Genomic DNA, 19,108 nt, shown 5'->3' on the forward strand with positions numbered 1-19,108 from the left:
GCGTCATGCATTTCAAAAAAATATCAATATACTACTTTGCTTCAGTACTTATTTTATCTTCTTGCTCAGGGAAAAAAGAAGAGGAAAAAACGGTTTACGAAAACACAAAATTTACTAAAGGCAATGAAAACACAGTTCATTTTACAGAAAAACAGGTTCAGTCTGTAGGAATAAGTACTACATCCATTCAGGATAGAAATATGGAAAAATTAGTAAAGCTGAACGGAAAAGCGGAGATCGCTCCTTCCCACATCAGTTCTGTTTCCAGTATTATGGGTGGACACATCAAATCCATCAATGTAATAAACGGCAGTCATTTCAGCAAAGGACAGGTACTGGCTGTGGTGGAAGATCCACAATTCATACAGCTTCAGCAGGATTATCTGGTAACAAAAGCTCAGCTGGAAGCAGCAAGACTGAACTTCAACCGCCAGAAAGACCTTAATACAAGCAAGGCCAGCAGTGATAAAACCATGCAAACTGCACAGGCAGATTATTCCACTTTACAGGCTACTTTAAAAGGTCTTGAAGAAAAACTCAGAATCATTGGAATCAGTGCCAAAGGATTACATACAGGCAATATCAGCAGCAGAATTAATATTTATGCACCGTTTAGCGGTTTTGTGAGTAAAATTTCAGTAAATAACGGACAGTATATCAACCCTGCGGACACTTTATTTGAACTCGTTAATCCTGCAGGATTACTTTTAGAATTAAAGGTTTTTGAAAATGATGTGAATGATGTAAAAGCGGGACAGGAAATTCTGGTGTATAACAACCAGAAACCTGACGTGAAATACAACGCTAAAATTATAAGTGTAGTTCCCAGTATTGAAAACGGAGGTTCTGCCACTGCTGTAGCCAAACTATCTGCCGTAAACCCTGAATTTGTAAAAGGAATGTATATCAATGCAGAGGTTAATATCAGCAACCGGAATACGCAGGGACTTCCCAATGAAGCGGTAGTTTCCTATGAGAATAAAAATTATGTTTTTGAAGATCTGGGAAAATCAAACTATAAGATGATCCCTGTAGTAACAGGAATTGCAGATGATCAGTTTACAGAGATTCTAAAAGCTGACTTTTTAAAAGATAAGAAAATTGTACAGAAAGGAGCTTACAGTTTGCTGATGCTGCTGAAGAATAAGGCAGAATAATACTTCCGAACCTATAAAAGTTAATATTTTTTAATCAAAGGTTTTGTTTACTGTAACGGTAAATGAAACCTTTGTTATTTAGCAACCAGCATTATATATCATTTGTAAAAGAAATAGTGACTACCAGTCAGTCACATAATAACGCAGAGTTCACAAGGTTTTATCTTTATTTTCAGTTCGCAGTGGCACTTCGTTTAGCAGAGAATGCTGAGTATACTTTATATTTCTCCTTCCCAGCTAAGGCATTCGTAAGATAAGATGATATTTGGCATCTTTTCCACATTATAAATATTATTTAATGCATAGTTAATTTTAAAATGATATATTTAGGCAGTGAATTAGTTTTTTAGAATTTTTAGTTGCATTAATGAGAGAACCTTTATTGAAATATAATGACAACTAAACCGTTACACAATTTTCATATTCCGGTAATGGGGCTGGCTTATACTATAGACAGTCCGATTCGTGTTGCCCAATATGGAATTTCTTCCGTCATTTCCATTATCGATGACGAAATTTTGGAAAAAATGAAAAACTTTTATAATCAGAAGTTTAATCTGGATTATTTAAAAATTTCATCCAAAACAGAAGATTACAGAGCAAAGAGAATTACCGCTTATCTGGATATGGTAGATGATATCGTGAATGAAAAATTTGAGTCTTTCAAACAGGAAATCAGCAAAAACAGAGAAGCCTTAAAAGATTTTATAGCGATGTTGCCTAATACATCAGAGCTGAAAGAAGGTCTTCAAAACCTTATGAGTCAAAAGGATAACTGGGGATCAGCTATTAAAAGCTTTATTGAGTCTAACTTAAAGCCGGGAAGCATTGATGTCAACATCATGACAAAAGTTGATAAAGACAACTATAAAAAAGACGAACAGCTTTCTGTAATCTACAATGATGCCCATGCGTCTTTACGTGGATTTGCAAAAAGTAAACTGTCTTCTTCGATGGTTCTTTCCGCAGGAATGAATCCTCGTTTATACAGTTATATGGAAGAATTTGAAGATTTTTTTCCGGATCAGAAAGGAGTTTTAAAAAAGAAAATCATTCTTAAAGTAAGTGATTTCCGCTCTGCAATGATTCAGGGGAATTTCCTGGCAAAAAAAGGGCTTTGGGTTTCAGAATACAGGATAGAATCCGGGTTGAACTGTGGTGGGCATGCATTTGCTACAGACGGACTGCTCCTGGGGCCTATTATGGAAGAATTTAAACAGAAAAAAAATGATCTGATTCAGTCGGCCCATGCCTTAATGATTTCCGCTTTAGAACAGAAAGGAAAACCTTGTGTTGACGGACCTTTAGAAATGAAAATTACCGTTCAGGGCGGAGTAGGAACTTCTGAAGAACATGATTTTCTGCTTGAAAATTATGATGTAGACAGTGTAGGATGGGGATCTCCGTTTTTATTGGTTCCGGAAGCCACTTCTGTAGATACAGAAACCAGAAATTTACTGGTACAATCTAAAGAAAAGGATTTTTACCTGAGCAATCTTTCACCATTGGGAGTCCCATTTAATACGGTAAGAGGAACATCCAATGATATATTAAAACAACAGAAAGAGTCTCATGGGAAATATGGAAGTTCATGTCCGAAAAAATTACTGGCTTTAAGCAAAGAGTTTTCTTCTAAAGGAACATGTACCGCTTCCAGGAAGTATCAGGATATTAAACTGAAAGAACTGTATTCCAGCCGGGAAACATATACGGCTGAAGAATTTAACAGAAGAAAGTCGGAGATTACAGATAAAGCTTGTCTTTGTGTAGGTCTTGTAAATGCTGCTTATATGGAACATAATATGGAAATAAAGGGTGAAAAACAAGGCGTTGTCATATGCCCGGGACCGAATATCGCTTTTTTTAACAAAGAGGTTTCCCTTTCTGAAATGGTAAAGCATATCTATGGAAACACAAATATTCTTCCGGATAACCAACGTCCGAATATGTTCATCAATGAATTAAAAATGTATGTGGATTATCTGAAAAAAGAAATTACAGAATCATCGGCTCAAATCACGCATCCCCAGTCAAAAAAATGGAATACGTTCAAAAAAAATATATTGGAAGGAATTGAATATTATCATCATCTGTTTAAAGAATCACCCTTCTTTAGAAACGGATTGGAAAACATAACCCTGCAACTGCAGGAATATAAACTGATGCTTGCAGCCATTGAGGTTCCTCAGGTTGAGAAGTAACAGTATTTTTTTTAATTGATAGAGTAAAACAGCCTTCATTCACATGAAGGCTGTTTACTTTAGGTTATATTGATGAAAAATAATTTATTGTACGATAATTTTTTTAGTTATTATCTTTTGTCCATCAGTTTGAAGTACACAGAAATATACTCCGGAAACCCAGCCGGATGTATCAAGAGATTCTTTATAGGTTCCTTTGTTTTGAGTATTCTCTTGTACTGTTTTTACTAATGCTCCGGTAGCGCTAGTAATATACACTTTGACAGGGCCGGATTTTGATAATGTATATTCTATTGTAGCATTTCCTTTTACAGGATTAGGATACACATTTAATGCCTGGGTCTCAGTAATATCAGGACGAGCCGCTTTTGTTGTTCTTGCCACTACAATATCACCATCCTCAATATAAATCATATTTAAAGACCACAGATAATTATCAGGATATGAAGGTCCGTCTTCTACAATAGAATTCTGGGTAATATACGTATATCCTCCTGTTTCATAATTTGGAATTAATATTCTGGCACCGTATCCATTGTTTATTCTTACAAGGTATAAAGGTTTTCCATTGGGATCGTCTTTCACATAAGACAGCTGAAAGTTAGCTCTATTAGCCTCGTCCAACCATAAATAATCTTGCTCAGTAGTACTTTTTATACCTCCTTTAAGTGCCAGACTAGAATTTTTTGCCATATTGCTAAATCTAAAATCTTCATATCCATATTTATAATTGGCCTCACTAAATCTAGGCGTCAGCCTTGCCAAAGAGAATGGTTCAAAAGTAGAAGAGCTTTGATATAAGTAATAATTAGATCCACTTGAATTATAAAGTGCCATACTTTGTTTTGTGCCATAATTTATCAGTCGAACGCCCAGTTCGCTGACAGAAGAAAATTTTTCTCTGACTGCCGTGCTAAAAGACCCCTGAATAGACCAGTTATCATCAGGCTTATTAGGATACTGCACATACAGTTCATCCCCTGAAAACCCCAGCTGATACATATCTGATCTGTATTCATTGATAAGGAATGTAAAAGTATTCTGCTTATAATCTGTCAGATTATTTGGATTTGTGATACGAAGAGCTTCAAAAAGCTGTCTTCCAGAATTATAATCACCATTTTCCTGGTAAAAATAATTTCCTGAATTGGCATTCCACCTTGCAATAGGCAGGTATGATTTAGCATTGAGAAAATTTATCAGCTTTTTTCCACCAGAAATTTCCCTGACCGGGAGCTGCCATCTTGCACCGCCATAAGTACCTTCATAAGGGTTAAAAACAGATATTGCCTTTATATATCCGCTCTCATACGTATTTCCTTCCGGAGCAATAGGCTTGTTCTGATAGTTTCTTACAATATAAGATCTTGATGGGTATATCGGAGACTGGACCAAAAAGTGGTTATTTGCTAATTCCGGGGTAAGCATTTCTTTATACACCATAATATCATCCACTGCGCTTAATATGGCCCCTTGTTGGTTGTTAACAGTACCAAAAGTAGCCGTATGGGTATTGGTAAGCACATCAGACAATCCAAACCAGAAATAGTTGGCATATAAACGTCCTCCCGGGCGGCTGAAATACAATCGGGTGGAATATTTATTAGAGCTCAGCATGAAATAGATATAGCCAGCTCCGTATTCATCAGGTCCCGGGTATATTTCATTTTGAGTGTTGTCACTGTAATAGCTTATTTTATATCGTGCCTGTCCCAATACCACTTTTTTTTGAGCAACTGTAGAATATTTTAATATCTGGAAATAGCCGTCTTTCATCCGTAACTGAATATCTTCTTTATTTCCATTAGCGGGGTTGGTAAAGCTTAAGATGCTGCAATCTTTTCCATTATCAGGAACTTTGATCCATGCGGAAACAGAAAATCCATTATTACTGCTTACAATATCTTTGATAGGTCCCGAAGGGATCGTAATGTTTTGATATTGATTGAAGTACAATGCCTGGGAAGGGTTTCCAAATCTATCAGCAGTCCCCGTATTAGCGTTTCCCTGTAATTTATAAGCAGTATTGGTGGAATGCTTAAAATCATTTTGCCAGGTGGATGAATTGCTGAGGGCCAGGTCATATAAATTAGCAATCTGTGTATTCGCAGAATACTCTCCCGTAGCAGTGTTGTCAAATACTTCCTGGGCAGAAAGCGGACAGATAGATGTTATGAGGGCGAGAAAGAGGAAATAAGCTGTAAAGGGTAAAGCAGGTTTTTTTTCTTTCAAAAAAGGATCTTTATATAAAGTATGGTTAGATGGTTTCATAAGAAAATATTTTTAGATTAGTAATTAGCCGGGTGTATATTGCTTTCATGGTATTACTGGATTACTCTGTTAGGAAAATATTCTAAAAAAGTTGTGACTTCATCTGTTATGATATAGCCGTTGATTCCTGCGTTTCTGTTATTGTTGGGAGCAAGGATAAAATCAAAATCTCCTCTCCGGTCATTTTCAGGGGTATTGGCACAGCATTGATTGATATTGACATTTCCGATATACCGTCCCCGATAATATTCCGGCTGTGCAGAAAAAGTACCGGTTCTTTTCCCTCCGGCTCTTATTTTCTCAGCCACCAGGAATAGGCCTGTATCCGCAGGGGTTTTAAATACCATCTCATATAATCCCGCAACTCCTGTATAGGTGGGGTTGCTTCTTCTCCAGCTTTCCCATTGTTCATAGAACTTCATAGGATCAGCAGTAGTAGTACCATCCGGTGTAGAATCTATTTTTACAAAAGGAGCAAAAATAATTTGCTTTTTCTGAGCCTCAGTCAACTGATTGAAAAAAGGAGTAAACTGATTGGGTGTTTTATTTCCTTTAAACATGACAATTGAAAATGCATTTGCAGCTTGTACAACCTTCATAGCTTCCTGAAAAGTCCTGTCATCATTGATATCAAGCTGGAGAAATACGCCTGCTCCAAGCGCAACAGTAATTGCTTCCTGCAAAAGCGGAATTTTTTCATTCGTATATGTTTTTTCTTCATTTTTCAATCTCAACCTGCTCAATTCGTCCCAAGAATATTCACTTGCTTTTCCATAATTATCTTTTCCTGTACCGTACTTATTGGGGTACAAATCCAGAAAATTGGTGGTACGCTGGAGGTAGTCATCATGCATCAGGTATACTTTTCCGTCTTTGCTCGTTTTGAGATCAATCTCAATCATGTCTACATTGCGATTATTGGCTGCTTTTGAGACTGCCAGAATCGAATTTTCAGGGGTCCCGTCAATCCATGCTGCTCTGTGAAGGGCAAGGAACACATATCCCGGATTTTTATTTCCGTTCAGTAGGGTAGCTCTTAAAAGATCCACACTGGGCCTGGCAGTCGTTGGGGGAGGTGTCGTGTTGTAGAAACCACCTTGTGCTTGAATGTGCTGGTTGGTTCCTAAATAAAGAATTAAAGCAACAGCGCTTTTTAAAATTCTTCTTCTGAAAAGTTTTAATGAATTCATATTGTTAAAAATTAGGGTTATGATTTGAATTCAAAGATAATAATTATCACTTTTAATTGAATTATTATTAATGAAAACATTTGTTAATTTTTATTAATAATAAACTGATTATCAGCGCAATATAGAAATGAAAAATACACTACTTTTTCAGAAAAAAGTAGCAAAAATAAACAACGATATAAAAATAATGATTATGATTAATAATTTAATTGACAGAAAAGTATAGATTTTTTCTTTTTAAAAATTCAATCAGCTCCTTTGGCCTGTCCGTCTGAATGATATTGATATTGTTATTGGGATACCATTCATAGACATTTGGACTTTCAAGTATCTGATCATCATTGTGACCGGCACTTAGATTAGGCCATAAAGAATTGACCCAGACTTTTACTCCTTTTTCCTGAACATCTTTAAAATTAATTAAATGGCTCTCGTCCGGCCCTAAAGTAAATTCAAAACCATACACCCTGTAATTTTTTAAATAATTATTGACCTTTGGCCAGCCCTCTCCGGAATCCAGCCTTACAATTGGCATATAATGAATCTCATTTTTTATTTTTCCATATTTTTGATTAAATTCATCATAGCCTGCTGTTCCTTTGAAAAGAACCTGATCAAACATATTTCTTTTCTTTAAAACCGGATAAACCAAATCAAAATAGTCAAATGCTTTATCCAGGTTAATGAAAATTTTACCATTCGTTACATCCAATACTTCACTAAGGGTAGGGACTCTCATCTTCGTGGGGACTCCTAATCCGTCTTTCAGATATAGTTTTTTAATTTCTTCTAATGTATAATCAGAGGGTTTTCCTTTTCCGGTGGTCGTCCGGTCAATAGTTTTGTCATGCATTAAAATCAAAACATTATCTTTTGTTAAGGACAAATCTATTTCTACCATATTCACCCCTTTCTCTATAGCTTTTTTTATAGCCATAATTGAATTTTCAGGAGCTTCACGCCAATCTGCCCGATGGGCTACTACCATGATCCTGTTATCAGGGAATTTGCTTAATGATAGTTGAGAATAGGTTGTAATAGAAGTGCATAGCAAAACTAACCCAAAAGAAAATTTACTGATATTTTCTATTATTTTTTTCATACAAGTATATTTTAATATCCTGGATTTTGTTGAATAGCAGGATCTGTATTAATCTGATTTTGGGGAACAGGCATAATTAAATTATGTGATTGGATGGTAGCCGTTCCGTATCCCGGGGTGTTCTGAAAATGTGCTGTCATCACCTGAAGTGCTTTTCCTGTTCTCACCAGATCAAACCATCTGTGCCCTTCACCTACCAGTTCTTTCCTTCTCTCCAGGGCTATTTCTTCTAATAACAGAGTCTGATCAATAATATTTACAGAAGGAAGACCGGCTCTGTTTTTAATTTTATTGAGATATAAATTTCCATTCACCAGATCATTGGATTTTGCATAACACTCTGCAATAAGTAGATAAACATCTGCCAAACGAAGTATTACAACATTACTTCCTCCATCTGCAGGAGCTGTAGCCGACTTTGTTAGTTTTTTTGAATAAGGAATTCCATTATTCGTTAAACCGATGTAAGCATCTCTTCTTTTGTCACCTGTCGTAAAAATATTATACATCTCTTTTGTAGGAAGATTATGACCTTTTGCCCCGGAAGAAAACCCTGATGGACTGAACATCTGATATGCCTGGCTTCCTTCTGAATTTCCATTTAATCCTGAAGCAAACTGTACATCGAAAATAACCTCTGCATTATTTTTATTTGTCACATCAAATATCTTAGTAACATCAGTCAGTAAACTATATCCTAGCCCCTCAACCTGCTTCAGAAAAGGTAAAGCCTCATTATATTTATTCCTTGTCATCAAAACTTTTCCCAGGATTCCCAAAGCCGCTCCTTTTGTCACCCTTCCTTTTTGGGAAGTAGTCTCAGGAAGTAATGAAATGGCATCTTTAAGCTCGGACTCAACAAAACCATAAACGATTTCTATTGGAGTTCTTCCTTGCCCAAAATAATCATTCACATTCACACTTTCCTTGGTAACCAAAGGGACATCCCCAAAAATTCTTACAAGGTTAAAATACATCAATGCCCTTAAAAATTTTATTTCACCTATTCTGATATTTTTCTGTGATGGATTCATAGGAACATTTCCAATTCTGTTTAAAACAATATTAGCCTGCTGAATTCCGATATAATTTTCTTTCCAGGTGCTTGCCAGCAAAGAATTATTAGGCTGAACTGTAAAAAAATCAAGCTCTCCATAGGTAAAATTATCGTTGGCAGGAACTTCATCATAAGTATTGTCTGATGGAATTTCTCCAATAGCCAGCATTGCCAGCTGATATTGCCCCACATATTGAAGTGAGCCATATACTGCATTCACACCTTGCTCCAACTGAGCTTCATCTTTGTAAAAATTATCTGTTTGCTTAATACTTTCAGGAGAGGTATTTAAAAGATCAGATGAACAGGATTGCAATAAGAATAAAGAAAGTAAGGGGATGTATAATTTTTTCATTTTTAAAATATTACGTTACATTCAAATTAAAATTTCATATTCATTCCAAAAGAATAGACTCTTGCTACCGGATAATAACCGTTGTCATAGCCTTGCGTGAGAATACTTTCTGAAGTTGCATCAAGATTTTGTCCTTTATAAGAAGTTATGGTGAAAAGATTGTTTCCTACAAAATACAGTTGAATTGATTTTACCTTTAAGGCAGAAACCAGATGTTGAGGAAGATTATAAGCAAGCCTTAAGGATCTTAATCTTACATAATCTCCATTTTTAAAGAAAATACTGGAAGTTCTGGCTTCTTTTCTGTTATTTGAGAAGTTCATATTGGGCATGGCATACATTCCATTGGGATTGGTAACCGGGTTATATCTGTTGTCAAAATAGCTCTGAGTCGCCATTCCAAAACCTTCCCCTGATTCTGTACTATTTACCTGATCTCCGTTATAGATTTTCCTGCTTAGCTCACTATATAATGTAAAGTTAAGGTCAAAATTTTTATATCGGAATGAATGCGTGAAGCCCATCACATATTTAGGAATTCCGGAGCCAAAACTTTTCTTATCATTGCCGTCAATCTTCCCGTCTTTATTGATATCTTCCATCATATAATCTCCTACTAATGTTCCCGGAATATGAGCTGAATTATCTATTTCCTGTTGGCTTTTATAAATCCCCAGAATAGTATAGCCATACATTTCAGCAATAGAACCACCAACTCTTGTTACTGCAAAATTATTTGCTCCGGTTACAATTTGTGACTGCCCATTCGCAAGAGCCAATACTTTATTGGTATTAGTAGAAAAGCTAAAATTACTTGAATATTCAAAGTCTTCTCCTATATGAATAGCTTTCAATGAAAGCTGTATTTCTAAACCTCTGTTTCTGATTTTTCCAATATTCTGAAGCAAAGTAGAGTATCCAGATTGCTGGGGAACCGGCACATCTAATAACAAGCCGTTTCTATTTAAAATATAATAGTCAGCAGATACATTTAAGTATTTATTAAACAACCCGAAATCAATTCCAAAATTCACAGATTTTGATTTTTCCCAGGAAAGGTCAAAGCTTGCTGCTGTGGAAGATCGATATCCGGGTACCAATATTCCTCCAAAAACATAGTTTTCTTTTTCCATGAGAGATAGTGAGCCAAAATTCGGAATCTGATTATTTCCGTTTGTTCCTAAACTAAACCTCAATTTCAAAGGATCCAACCACTTATTTTCCATAAAGAAACGTTCTTTACTTACGGTCCATCCTAATGATAAGGCATAAAAGTTTCCCCATTTGGAATGAGCCCCGAATCTTGATGATCCGTCTCTTCTATAAGATGCCATCAGGCTATATTTACTATTGTAGGTATAACTGAGTCTTGTAAAATAAGAAATAAGTGCCCATTTATACTGATTGATATCAATTTTAAATGATGTACCACCGGAAATATTTTCCAGACTGTTATCCGGAAAACCAGTAGCTAAAGTTGTAGTTTGATTTGAATTTTCATTTTGATAAGACTGTCCCAAAATGGCGTTGAAAGAATGGCGTTCAATCTTTTTATCATAAGTCAGTAAGTTTTCAATCAGATAATTCCTGGTAATATACTCTGTTCTGCTTGCTGTGGTAACGTCGGGAGCGGAAGTTCTGTAGCTTCCTACCGTTGATGGATCAAAAAAATTGTACTCATAATTTGTATAATCTCCACCTGCGGAAATTTTGTACTTAAAATCCCTTAAAAAATTCCATTCTCCAAAAATATTTCCAAATGTTTTAAATAAAGTATATTTCCTTTTTGTCATTTCTGCAATAGCAACAGGATTTTCAACCAAAGCGCCATCCGTAGGGCCATTTACTTTTATCTGTTGAGAAATAATAAGATTTCCATCGGTATCCTTTGGGGTAAAGAACGGATACATGGTAGTGGCCATTTGAAGAAGATTATAAGTTCTTCCTCCGTTTACCATATCAAAAAGACTTCCTTTTGAGAAAGAGGGAGTCATGGAAACTCCAAATTTCAGTTGATCTGTTATATTGGTAACCAGATTGATATTTCCGGAGTACTTCTCATAATCAGTTCCAATCAGAATTCCTTTTTGGTTCAGATAGCTTCCTGTAAATGAGTATTTTGTTGTTTCACTTCCTCCAAGAATATTCAGTGAAGTGTTGCTAATAGGAGCAGGTCTTAATACGACTGAATACCAGTCAGTATCTGTGAGCCCGGGTTGCTTATTCAAGTAAGGTGTTAAATAATCAGGAACAAGTTCTCTCAAGGTAGCTCCTTTAGAAATTCTTGTTGCTGTATCGTCCAAAGTACTTCTGTTGACGCCTTTTGAAAGATAATTATTATCCCTGGATTCTTTCATGAAAACGGCCATATCATAAGCATTAACGAACTTTTCATTATCACTTCTTGTCTGAATTCCATAATAGGAATCCAAAGTCACCTCAAGTTTTCCTTTTTTACCTTCTTTGGTCTGAATTAAAATCACGCCATTGGCTCCCCTTGATCCATAAATAGCCGTTGAGGCTGCATCTTTAAGAACATCTATCGAAGCAATAGAATTAGGATCTATTGAATTTAAATTGGTTCCTTCTGTAAGTGGAAAACCATCAACAACGATCAGGGGATTTGCCCCGGCTGTTAACGTCCCGATTCCCCGGATACGGATATTGGGTGAAGATCCGGGGCTTGCATTTGCTGAAGCAATCTGAATTCCGGTGGCCTTTCCGGCAATCATATCCCCAAAATTGCCTGAGGCTACACTTTTCAGGTCTTTTTCGCCAAGAGAAGCAATAGAACCTGATACATCTTTTTTATTTTGCTTTCCATAACCTACCAATACTACTTCATCGATCTTTTTTGCTTTTTCGGTAATGGTATCATTTTTAGAAATATGATTTATTTCAATATTGCTTTTCTTTTCAATCTTCCTTGATAATCTTCTTACGGTGACAATATTATTTTGAATACTAAATTCAATAGGATAATTTTTCTGTAAATAATCCAATGTAGGATGTAATAATCTGTAGTCAATATCCTGATCATCTATCAAAATATCTTCAAGGTCTGATACTGAATAAAAAAATTGTGTTTTAGTTATTTTACTCAACTTCTCCAACACTTTAGTTACAGGTGGAGCTGTCACATAAGCTGTATGCATATCAGTATAAATTTCTGAAGCGTGTAACCGCTGAGAAACATACAATATCCCAAGCATAGCAATACTAATTGCTGTTTTTTTCATAAATTTGCCATATTAATTTTTAAACTTTCTACAGGTTTTTAAGTTGATTAAATCTGCATCGATAACCCCCATTATCGATGCTTCTTTATTTTAATAGTATTTCTGTTTCATTTATTTTTTTCACTTTTAGATTAAACGGATAGCTGATTATTGAGAGAATATCATTAAGGTTTCCTGTAAATGAACCACTTACTGTTCGGCTTCTATATTGATCAGGATAAGATATTTTTACATTATAGATGTCTTCCAGTTGCTTAATTACCTCTGAATATGCTGAATCATTGAATGTGAAGTTCATTTGTTTCTCCGCTCTGTAATAATGGTAATCAGAATTCTTATTATTACTGATCCAGATTTCTTTGGACAGTAAATAAGTGATTTTCCCCAAGTGTTCTACTTTTACTTTTCCTTCAAATAATTCTACTTTCTTTTCTTTAGATTTTTGGTCTAAAAAGAAATGAGTTCCCAAAACCTGTATATGAAAATCTCCGGCATTAATTCTGAAAGGTTTTGTTTTATCTTTAGCAATACTAAAATCTCCTTTTCCTGTAAAGATGATTTCCCTGTCTTTATCTCCAAAATTTTTACTGAGAGTCAACTTGCTGTATGGCATCAGTTTGATGATACTTCCATCAGATAATCTGAGGATTTTTGAAGCTTCAAAACTTTCATAAACATACTTTTGTTTATGCTGTATGGCGGTTTGAAAATTCTCATCCATCATTAAAAAAATAAAAAAGGGGACAAGAATAGCTGCTGCCCAATACAGTTTTTTTATATTTCTTTTTTTCCTGAATTTTATATTGATACTTTCCCAGATTCTTTGGTCTGTAGTGGCATCTATTTTATTTTGTTCCTCGGAGACTGCTTTCCAGGTTTCTGCAAATTTTTTTTCTAAACTCATACAGCATGCATTATGATTTCATTCAAAGCATTTTTTAGTAAATACACAGAAATGCCAAATCGTTCACCCTAAAAATCAGGATTTAACAATTTGTTCATATTAAGTAATAATGGTAAATTAATGCAGATTGCCTCTCAGAAAGCTTAGAGCTTTATGTATTTGTTTGCTGACAGCCGTTTTTGACAGGTTATTTTCTCTAGCCAATTGAGAATAACTGATGTTTTTAATTGTATGTTGAATAAATAATTCCCGGGTTTTCTGAGGCAGTTTTTCTAAAAGGCGCTTAACCTTTGAAATCAGTTCTTCATGGCTGTTTTCATCGAGAGTTTCCTCTTCTTCTGTAATGATTTCTTTTTCAGAAAAAGTAAATAATAATTTATTCTTGCGATAAAAATTAGAAACCTCCTGTTTACAGGTCTTAAAAATGATAGCTTCCATAGGAATCTGGGCAGCTTTATCCATATGCTTCCAAACATGCATAAAAATTTCCTGGACAATATCTTCTATATCCTCTTCTTTTTGAACATATTTCTTAACAAAGAAATAAACTCTATGTTTATATTCAGAATATATTTTTTTGAATTGTTCCATTAGTGGGACAAATTTTTTGATGCACTTATATGGCCATAAAATTATCTAAAAATATTTTTAAACTGCTTAAAGGTATATTAATTTTTAAGCATATTCAATAAAATCAGGCAATTAGGTGCTTAATAAGAAAAATATACTAATCTATTTTGTAATTGAAGAAAATCACCATATTACATGGTGTAAAAAGTGAAATATTTATTAGAGACATCAATAATCTAAAGTGAATAATAATTCCTATTTATAATAACTATGGACTGTATGGTTATTTTGAATCCCTCTTTTTGCCTTTATTCCTTACCTTAGATGTCACTTAATACTTTGTAATAACAAATCATTTTATGGAAAAAAGAAAGATCAAAAATACCGATCTGGCAGTAGCACCTATCAATTTTGGTGGGAATGTTTTTGGATGGACACTGGACGAACAACAATCTTTTGATATATTAGACCGCTTTACGGAAGCAGGATTCAATTTTATAGATACGGCAGACACCTATTCCTGGTGGGTAAACGGCAGAGGAGGACAGTCTGAAGAGATCATCGGAAAGTGGATGAAAAGCCGTTCCAGCCGCAAGGATATTGTTCTGGCAACCAAAGTAGGTTCTGAAACAAAAGAACATGGTTTTGATATCAGCAAAAAACATATTTTACAATCAGTGGATGAATCTCTGCAAAGACTTCAGACTGACCACATAGACATTTATTATACGCATTTTGACGATAACATTACTCCGGTAGAAGAAACACTTTCTGCATATGACGAGATCATTAAGGCAGGAAAAGTACGTTATATTGCAGCCTCCAATCTTTCTCCGGAACGTTTAAAAGCTTCTTTTGAAGCTGCAGAAAAGCACAATCTTCCTAAATATGTTGCCTTACAGCCTCATTATAACCTGATGGAAAGGGAAGGTTTTGAAAAAAACTATGCACCTTTGGTAGAACAGTTTGAACTGAGTGTTTTTCCATACTGGTCTCTGGCCGCCGGTTTCTTAACAGGAAAATACCGTGATGAAGCTGATTTTGCAAAAAGTGCCAGAGGGGAAGGCGTACGAAAATACATGAATGCCAAAGGTCTTGAAGTTTTAAAAGCATTGGATCAGGTGGGCGAGAAGCATCATACTCCTCAAAGTACTGTGGCTCTGGCCTGGTTGCTGGCTAATCCATTGATTACAGCTCCTATTGTAAGTGCTACCAGTGCATCACAGCTTGAAACCCTGTTTAATGCTCCAAAACTTGTTTTAGATCAGGAAGATATAGACCTGCTTAACAAGGCTAGTAATTAGGTGTAATGATCATCATTCACTATAAAAAGCAATCCGTTCAGTTTTGAACGGATTGCTTTTTATAAATGGAAATTCTTTTTATAACCACCCCGTCAAATCTTTGATTTGCCACCCCTCCAGAGGAGGGGAATTCTCAGCCTTTCAATTGTAATATCAGTAGATAGTATAAGCAGCTGAAATTTGTAGTGTTAAATAGTATCTGTTAGTCAGAATATTCTTTTAATAATTGTCTGTAGCTCATCAGAATTGAAGATTTTGATATAAACCCGATAAAGTCATTATTCCCGCTGACTACCGGAAGATTCCATACTCCTGTATCATCAAAGATCTGAAGAATTTCCAGCGGCTTATTTTCACGGTGGAGTATAGCTGGCGGTGCTTTCATTACCTGGACAATCAGTTGGGAAGGATCAATTTCTTTGTTAAAAAGATAGGGTCTTATATCATCTAATGTAAGAATTCCTTTCAGTTTTCGCTGATCATCCACTACGGCAAAGATATTTTTATCTCCGTTTTTTACCAGTTCAAACAAATTTGTGATAGATGCATTTTCATTGATGGTCTGTGAGTATTTATCAATAAAATCATCTGTTTTCAATGCAAAAAGAAGGTTTTTATCATGCTTATTTGTGAATATTTTACCTTCATCGGCAAGAGATTTTAATTCCGGAGAAATAGGAGAAAACCATTTGGCAATAAGATAAGATATTACAGAAGCAATCATCAATGGAATAAACAGATCGTATCCAAAACTGGATTCTGCAATCAGAAATATAGCAGTAAGCGGAGCATATAATACACCACTCATAGCTCCTGCCATTCCTACAAGGACAAGGTTGGTTACCGGCACATCTGTAAATCCGATGTGCTGACAGACCAAGGCAAATAAATAACCTAAAGTACCCCCAGCAAAAAGGGATGGGGCAAAATTTCCACCATTCCCGCCACTGAAGATCGTAAAGGAGGTTGCAAAAGCTTTTAAAAGCAATACCAGAACCAGAAATATAATAATAGTCCACTCACCGATCTCAAAATATCTGAAAAAGCTGTTTTCAATAATAGAATACGTATTTCCATTGGTAAAAGCTTTTACCGTCTCATATCCCTCTCCAAACAGAGGAGGAAACAGCACACACAACAGTGAAAGGACAGCTCCTCCAAACATGGCCTTACGCATTCTTGAAAGCTGAAGACCTTTTATAAAATGTTCTACTTTTTGAGAAATAATTACAAAATAGCGGGCATATAATCCGGTTACAATTCCCAAAATAAAGTAATAAGGTACATTTTTATAGTTGAAAGGTTCTCTGGTATAAAATCTGAAAAGAACATCTTCCTGCAGTAAAATTCTTGATAAAAGGCTTCCACAGACTGCAGCAACAACCAGAGGGATAAAGTCTGTAAAAACTACACCGGTCAGAAGAATCTCAAAGGCAAACATGATTCCTGCAATAGGAGCATTGAATGCAGAGGCAATCCCCGCCGTAGCACCGGCAGCCAGCAATAAAGTACGCTCTTTATAGCTGAGTCTGTAGGTCTGGGCATAGTTGGAACCGATGGCGGCTCCAGTAACAGCTATAGGGCTCTCCAGTCCTGCAGAACCTCCCAGCCCAACAGTAATAGCACTCTGTATTACCTGTGAATACATTTTTACAGAGGCCACAATACTGGAGTTTTGGGCAATTTCATAAAGAATAGCGCCAATTCCTTTCCGGTCCTGCCCTTTAAACAAAGTAAGAACAATCATTGTCGTCAATACAATTCCTAAAAAAGGAAAGACTATATAAAATAATATCTGATATTCGAAATGAACTTTAGTGGTGATGAAATTATGGATATCGTGTACTAAAGTTTTCAGAATGACGCCTGCAAGACCGGCAGTACATCCTACAAGGATTCCGGAAAGTACAAGAAACTGATTCCTGCTCAATCTGTTGTTCAGCCAATGCAGAATAAGCTCATAACTGCGTGCCTTTTCTAATCCGTATTTTTGGAAATCTCTTTTAAATTTAAGGAAGCTTAAGTATTTTTTTTTGTTGTGAATTTTCACCTGGGAAGAATTTTAATACTGCTATCAATTTGATACAGAAATGTAAATTTATGAAATATCTTACAAAAACTACTAAGCTGATCTTCTTTTAAGTTACATAGTGTATCTAGACATTAAGAATCAATAGAAAGCTAAGAATGTTTAGAAAATAATAACAGGCTTAGGATTTACATATTTGATTTTTCCTTCTATGTGAATTTTATTATACACTATCTTTTTAAATTGACTGAAAAATCATATTAGGGAGGCTAAAATAAAAGCTTAAAATAAAAAAACTGATTCATCCTTGTTATTCATACGAAAATTTCAAATACATGAAGATTTAATTATTACTAGTAAAATAAACTCTTTGGGCAATTTCATTATATCCATTATCTTTAAAATAGGCTACAAAATAATTACCGGGAGTACTTAATTTAAAATTAAGTGTACCATTGGTCTGTCCATTTGTATATCCCCATTTAGTTGAGTAGTTGACACTTGGATTTTGTCCAGGAATTATTCCCTGTTTGTAAATACCAATCCAGGCCTTAGGATCTGTAGAACCATTGGTATAGGTAATATTAATATCTTCATTCAGTTTATAACTGGTGTTATTCAGGGTTATCTTAGGAAGAGCTGTATCTTTTATTTTTGCAGTAAAAACAGTCAATACTCCTTTGTGGTCTGTAGGCCAGGCTCCTACAGGTTCTGAAAATTTATCTTTTGAAGTCTCCGGAATAGAAATATTTTTAACAACTGTATTTTTCGGACCTACAATATAGCTGTCTTTCACTGTTGTTCTGGAATCATCATAATAGAAAATATAATCAATTCTGTCACGTTCATCAGAACTAGGAGTCCATGATGCCTGTGCTGGCCATGTAAATCCTGGATAATCTATTTCGTTTGGATATAATACTCTATAACTATCCTTAAAATTAGCTTTAGAAAGAGTAGAAGTTGTACTCCATGGTACAACTGCTCCTCGGTGGTCATATAAATTTTTAGCGGCATTTGTCCAATCGAGATAGGATGGCTCGTTAAAATCTCCTCCTAATATTACCGTTCTGCCACTTGCAATATCGTTTTTGGAAGTTGTTATAAAATCCTGTATTTCTCTGGGCCTATTAGATGCGTCATTTTCCTGTAAGATTGTAACAGGATCAGTAATGGGAGTAGATAATTTGGTGAAAGTATTAGGATCATATCCTCTTGGGTAGTAAGCTGCATAATTTTTATAATGTAAATGCCCGGAATAAACGGCTATTTCATTTCCAGCAATTATTTCGGTTACGATACGATCATATCTGCTAAACTTTGAATATTCCTTAATTGGGTATTTACTTAAAACAGTAGTATCATTACTATTGAATGAATAGTAGATTTTCCCTTTCTGTTTTAAAGAAGCCAGAATACGAGTATTAAAGTTAGTATTTGTACCAACTTCTGATAATGTGACAAAATCCGGTTCACGTGCAGCAATTTCATTAACAATTGCATCATAACCATTGGGTACTTTTGTTCCTTCAAGCCATATATTCAATTGCATAATGCTAAAAGAATATTCTCCAATAGATGTTTGTCTATTACTGGCATTTGAAGTATCTTCTGTATTTGAAGAAGAGGTAGAACCGAGCTCAGAATCTGTGCAGGAAGTGAAACAAAGCATCAGTATTGCATAGAATGCAGTACATAATTTATTTTTCATAATAAATGTTTTTTATTT

12 protein-coding genes are annotated in these 19,108 nt (G+C 35.3%); 3 read left to right on the plus strand and 9 right to left on the minus strand.

The window, feature by feature from the left end:
- The first annotated feature begins 5 nt into the window (after window positions 1–5).
- Entirely contained in the window at window positions 6–1,157 is a 1,152-nt protein-coding gene (locus MP477_RS00555) for an efflux RND transporter periplasmic adaptor subunit (protein WP_257188741.1), read from the plus strand.
- Window positions 1,158–1,549: 392 nt separating this feature from the next.
- Complete coding sequence (locus MP477_RS00560) at window positions 1,550–3,358, plus strand: hypothetical protein (protein ID WP_257188742.1); 1,809 nt, start codon at window positions 1,550–1,552, stop codon at window positions 3,356–3,358.
- Window positions 3,359–3,442: 84 nt separating this feature from the next.
- Here the strand turns inward: MP477_RS00560 and MP477_RS00565 are convergent, their stop codons facing one another.
- The 7 genes from MP477_RS00565 to MP477_RS00595 form a co-directional block, all read right to left on the minus strand.
- Complete coding sequence (locus tag MP477_RS00565; RefSeq protein ID WP_257188743.1) at window positions 3,443–5,629, minus strand: T9SS type A sorting domain-containing protein; 2,187 nt, start codon at window positions 5,627–5,629, stop codon at window positions 3,443–3,445.
- 53 nt (window positions 5,630–5,682) lie between these two features.
- Window positions 5,683–6,819 carry a glycerophosphodiester phosphodiesterase family protein gene (locus tag MP477_RS00570; RefSeq protein ID WP_257188744.1) on the minus strand — a complete coding sequence of 379 codons (1,137 nt, stop codon included), beginning with the start codon at window positions 6,817–6,819 and terminating at the stop codon, window positions 5,683–5,685.
- Window positions 6,820–7,024: 205 nt separating this feature from the next.
- On the minus strand, window positions 7,025–7,921 hold the full coding sequence (locus MP477_RS00575; RefSeq protein ID WP_257188745.1) for a glycerophosphodiester phosphodiesterase family protein: 897 nt from the start codon (window positions 7,919–7,921) through the stop codon (window positions 7,025–7,027).
- Window positions 7,922–7,932: 11 nt separating this feature from the next.
- Window positions 7,933–9,333, minus strand: a complete 1,401-nt coding sequence (locus MP477_RS00580) for a RagB/SusD family nutrient uptake outer membrane protein (RefSeq protein ID WP_257188746.1) — start codon at window positions 9,331–9,333, stop codon at window positions 7,933–7,935.
- 26 nt (window positions 9,334–9,359) lie between these two features.
- Window positions 9,360–12,572, minus strand: a complete 3,213-nt coding sequence (locus MP477_RS00585; RefSeq protein ID WP_257188747.1) for a TonB-dependent receptor — start codon at window positions 12,570–12,572, stop codon at window positions 9,360–9,362.
- Between the two features lie 85 nt (window positions 12,573–12,657).
- On the minus strand, window positions 12,658–13,476 hold the full coding sequence (locus tag MP477_RS00590; RefSeq protein WP_257188748.1) for a FecR family protein: 819 nt from the start codon (window positions 13,474–13,476) through the stop codon (window positions 12,658–12,660).
- Window positions 13,477–13,593: 117 nt separating this feature from the next.
- Complete coding sequence (locus MP477_RS00595; protein WP_257188749.1) at window positions 13,594–14,067, minus strand: RNA polymerase sigma factor; 474 nt, start codon at window positions 14,065–14,067, stop codon at window positions 13,594–13,596.
- A 338-nt stretch (window positions 14,068–14,405) separates the two neighbouring features.
- Here MP477_RS00595 and MP477_RS00600 point away from each other — a divergent pair, with 338 nt between their 5' ends.
- The gene (locus MP477_RS00600) at window positions 14,406–15,350 is read left to right on the plus strand and encodes an aldo/keto reductase (protein ID WP_257188750.1); all 945 of its coding nucleotides are present in this window, start codon (window positions 14,406–14,408) and stop codon (window positions 15,348–15,350) included.
- Between the two features lie 202 nt (window positions 15,351–15,552).
- Here MP477_RS00600 and MP477_RS00605 read toward each other — a convergent pair whose 3' ends face one another.
- Together MP477_RS00605 and MP477_RS00610 are read right to left on the minus strand one after the other, a co-directional pair.
- Complete coding sequence (locus MP477_RS00605) at window positions 15,553–17,400, minus strand: chloride channel protein (RefSeq protein WP_230039227.1); 1,848 nt, start codon at window positions 17,398–17,400, stop codon at window positions 15,553–15,555.
- 322 nt (window positions 17,401–17,722) lie between these two features.
- A complete protein-coding gene (locus MP477_RS00610) occupies window positions 17,723–19,090 on the minus strand; it encodes an endonuclease/exonuclease/phosphatase family protein (protein WP_257188751.1) in 1,368 nt (455 codons plus the stop codon).
- Between the last annotated feature and the right edge of the window lie 18 nt (window positions 19,091–19,108).

It is taken from the genome of Chryseobacterium sp. WG23 (assembly GCF_024586575.1).
Classification (GTDB): domain Bacteria; phylum Bacteroidota; class Bacteroidia; order Flavobacteriales; family Weeksellaceae; genus Chryseobacterium.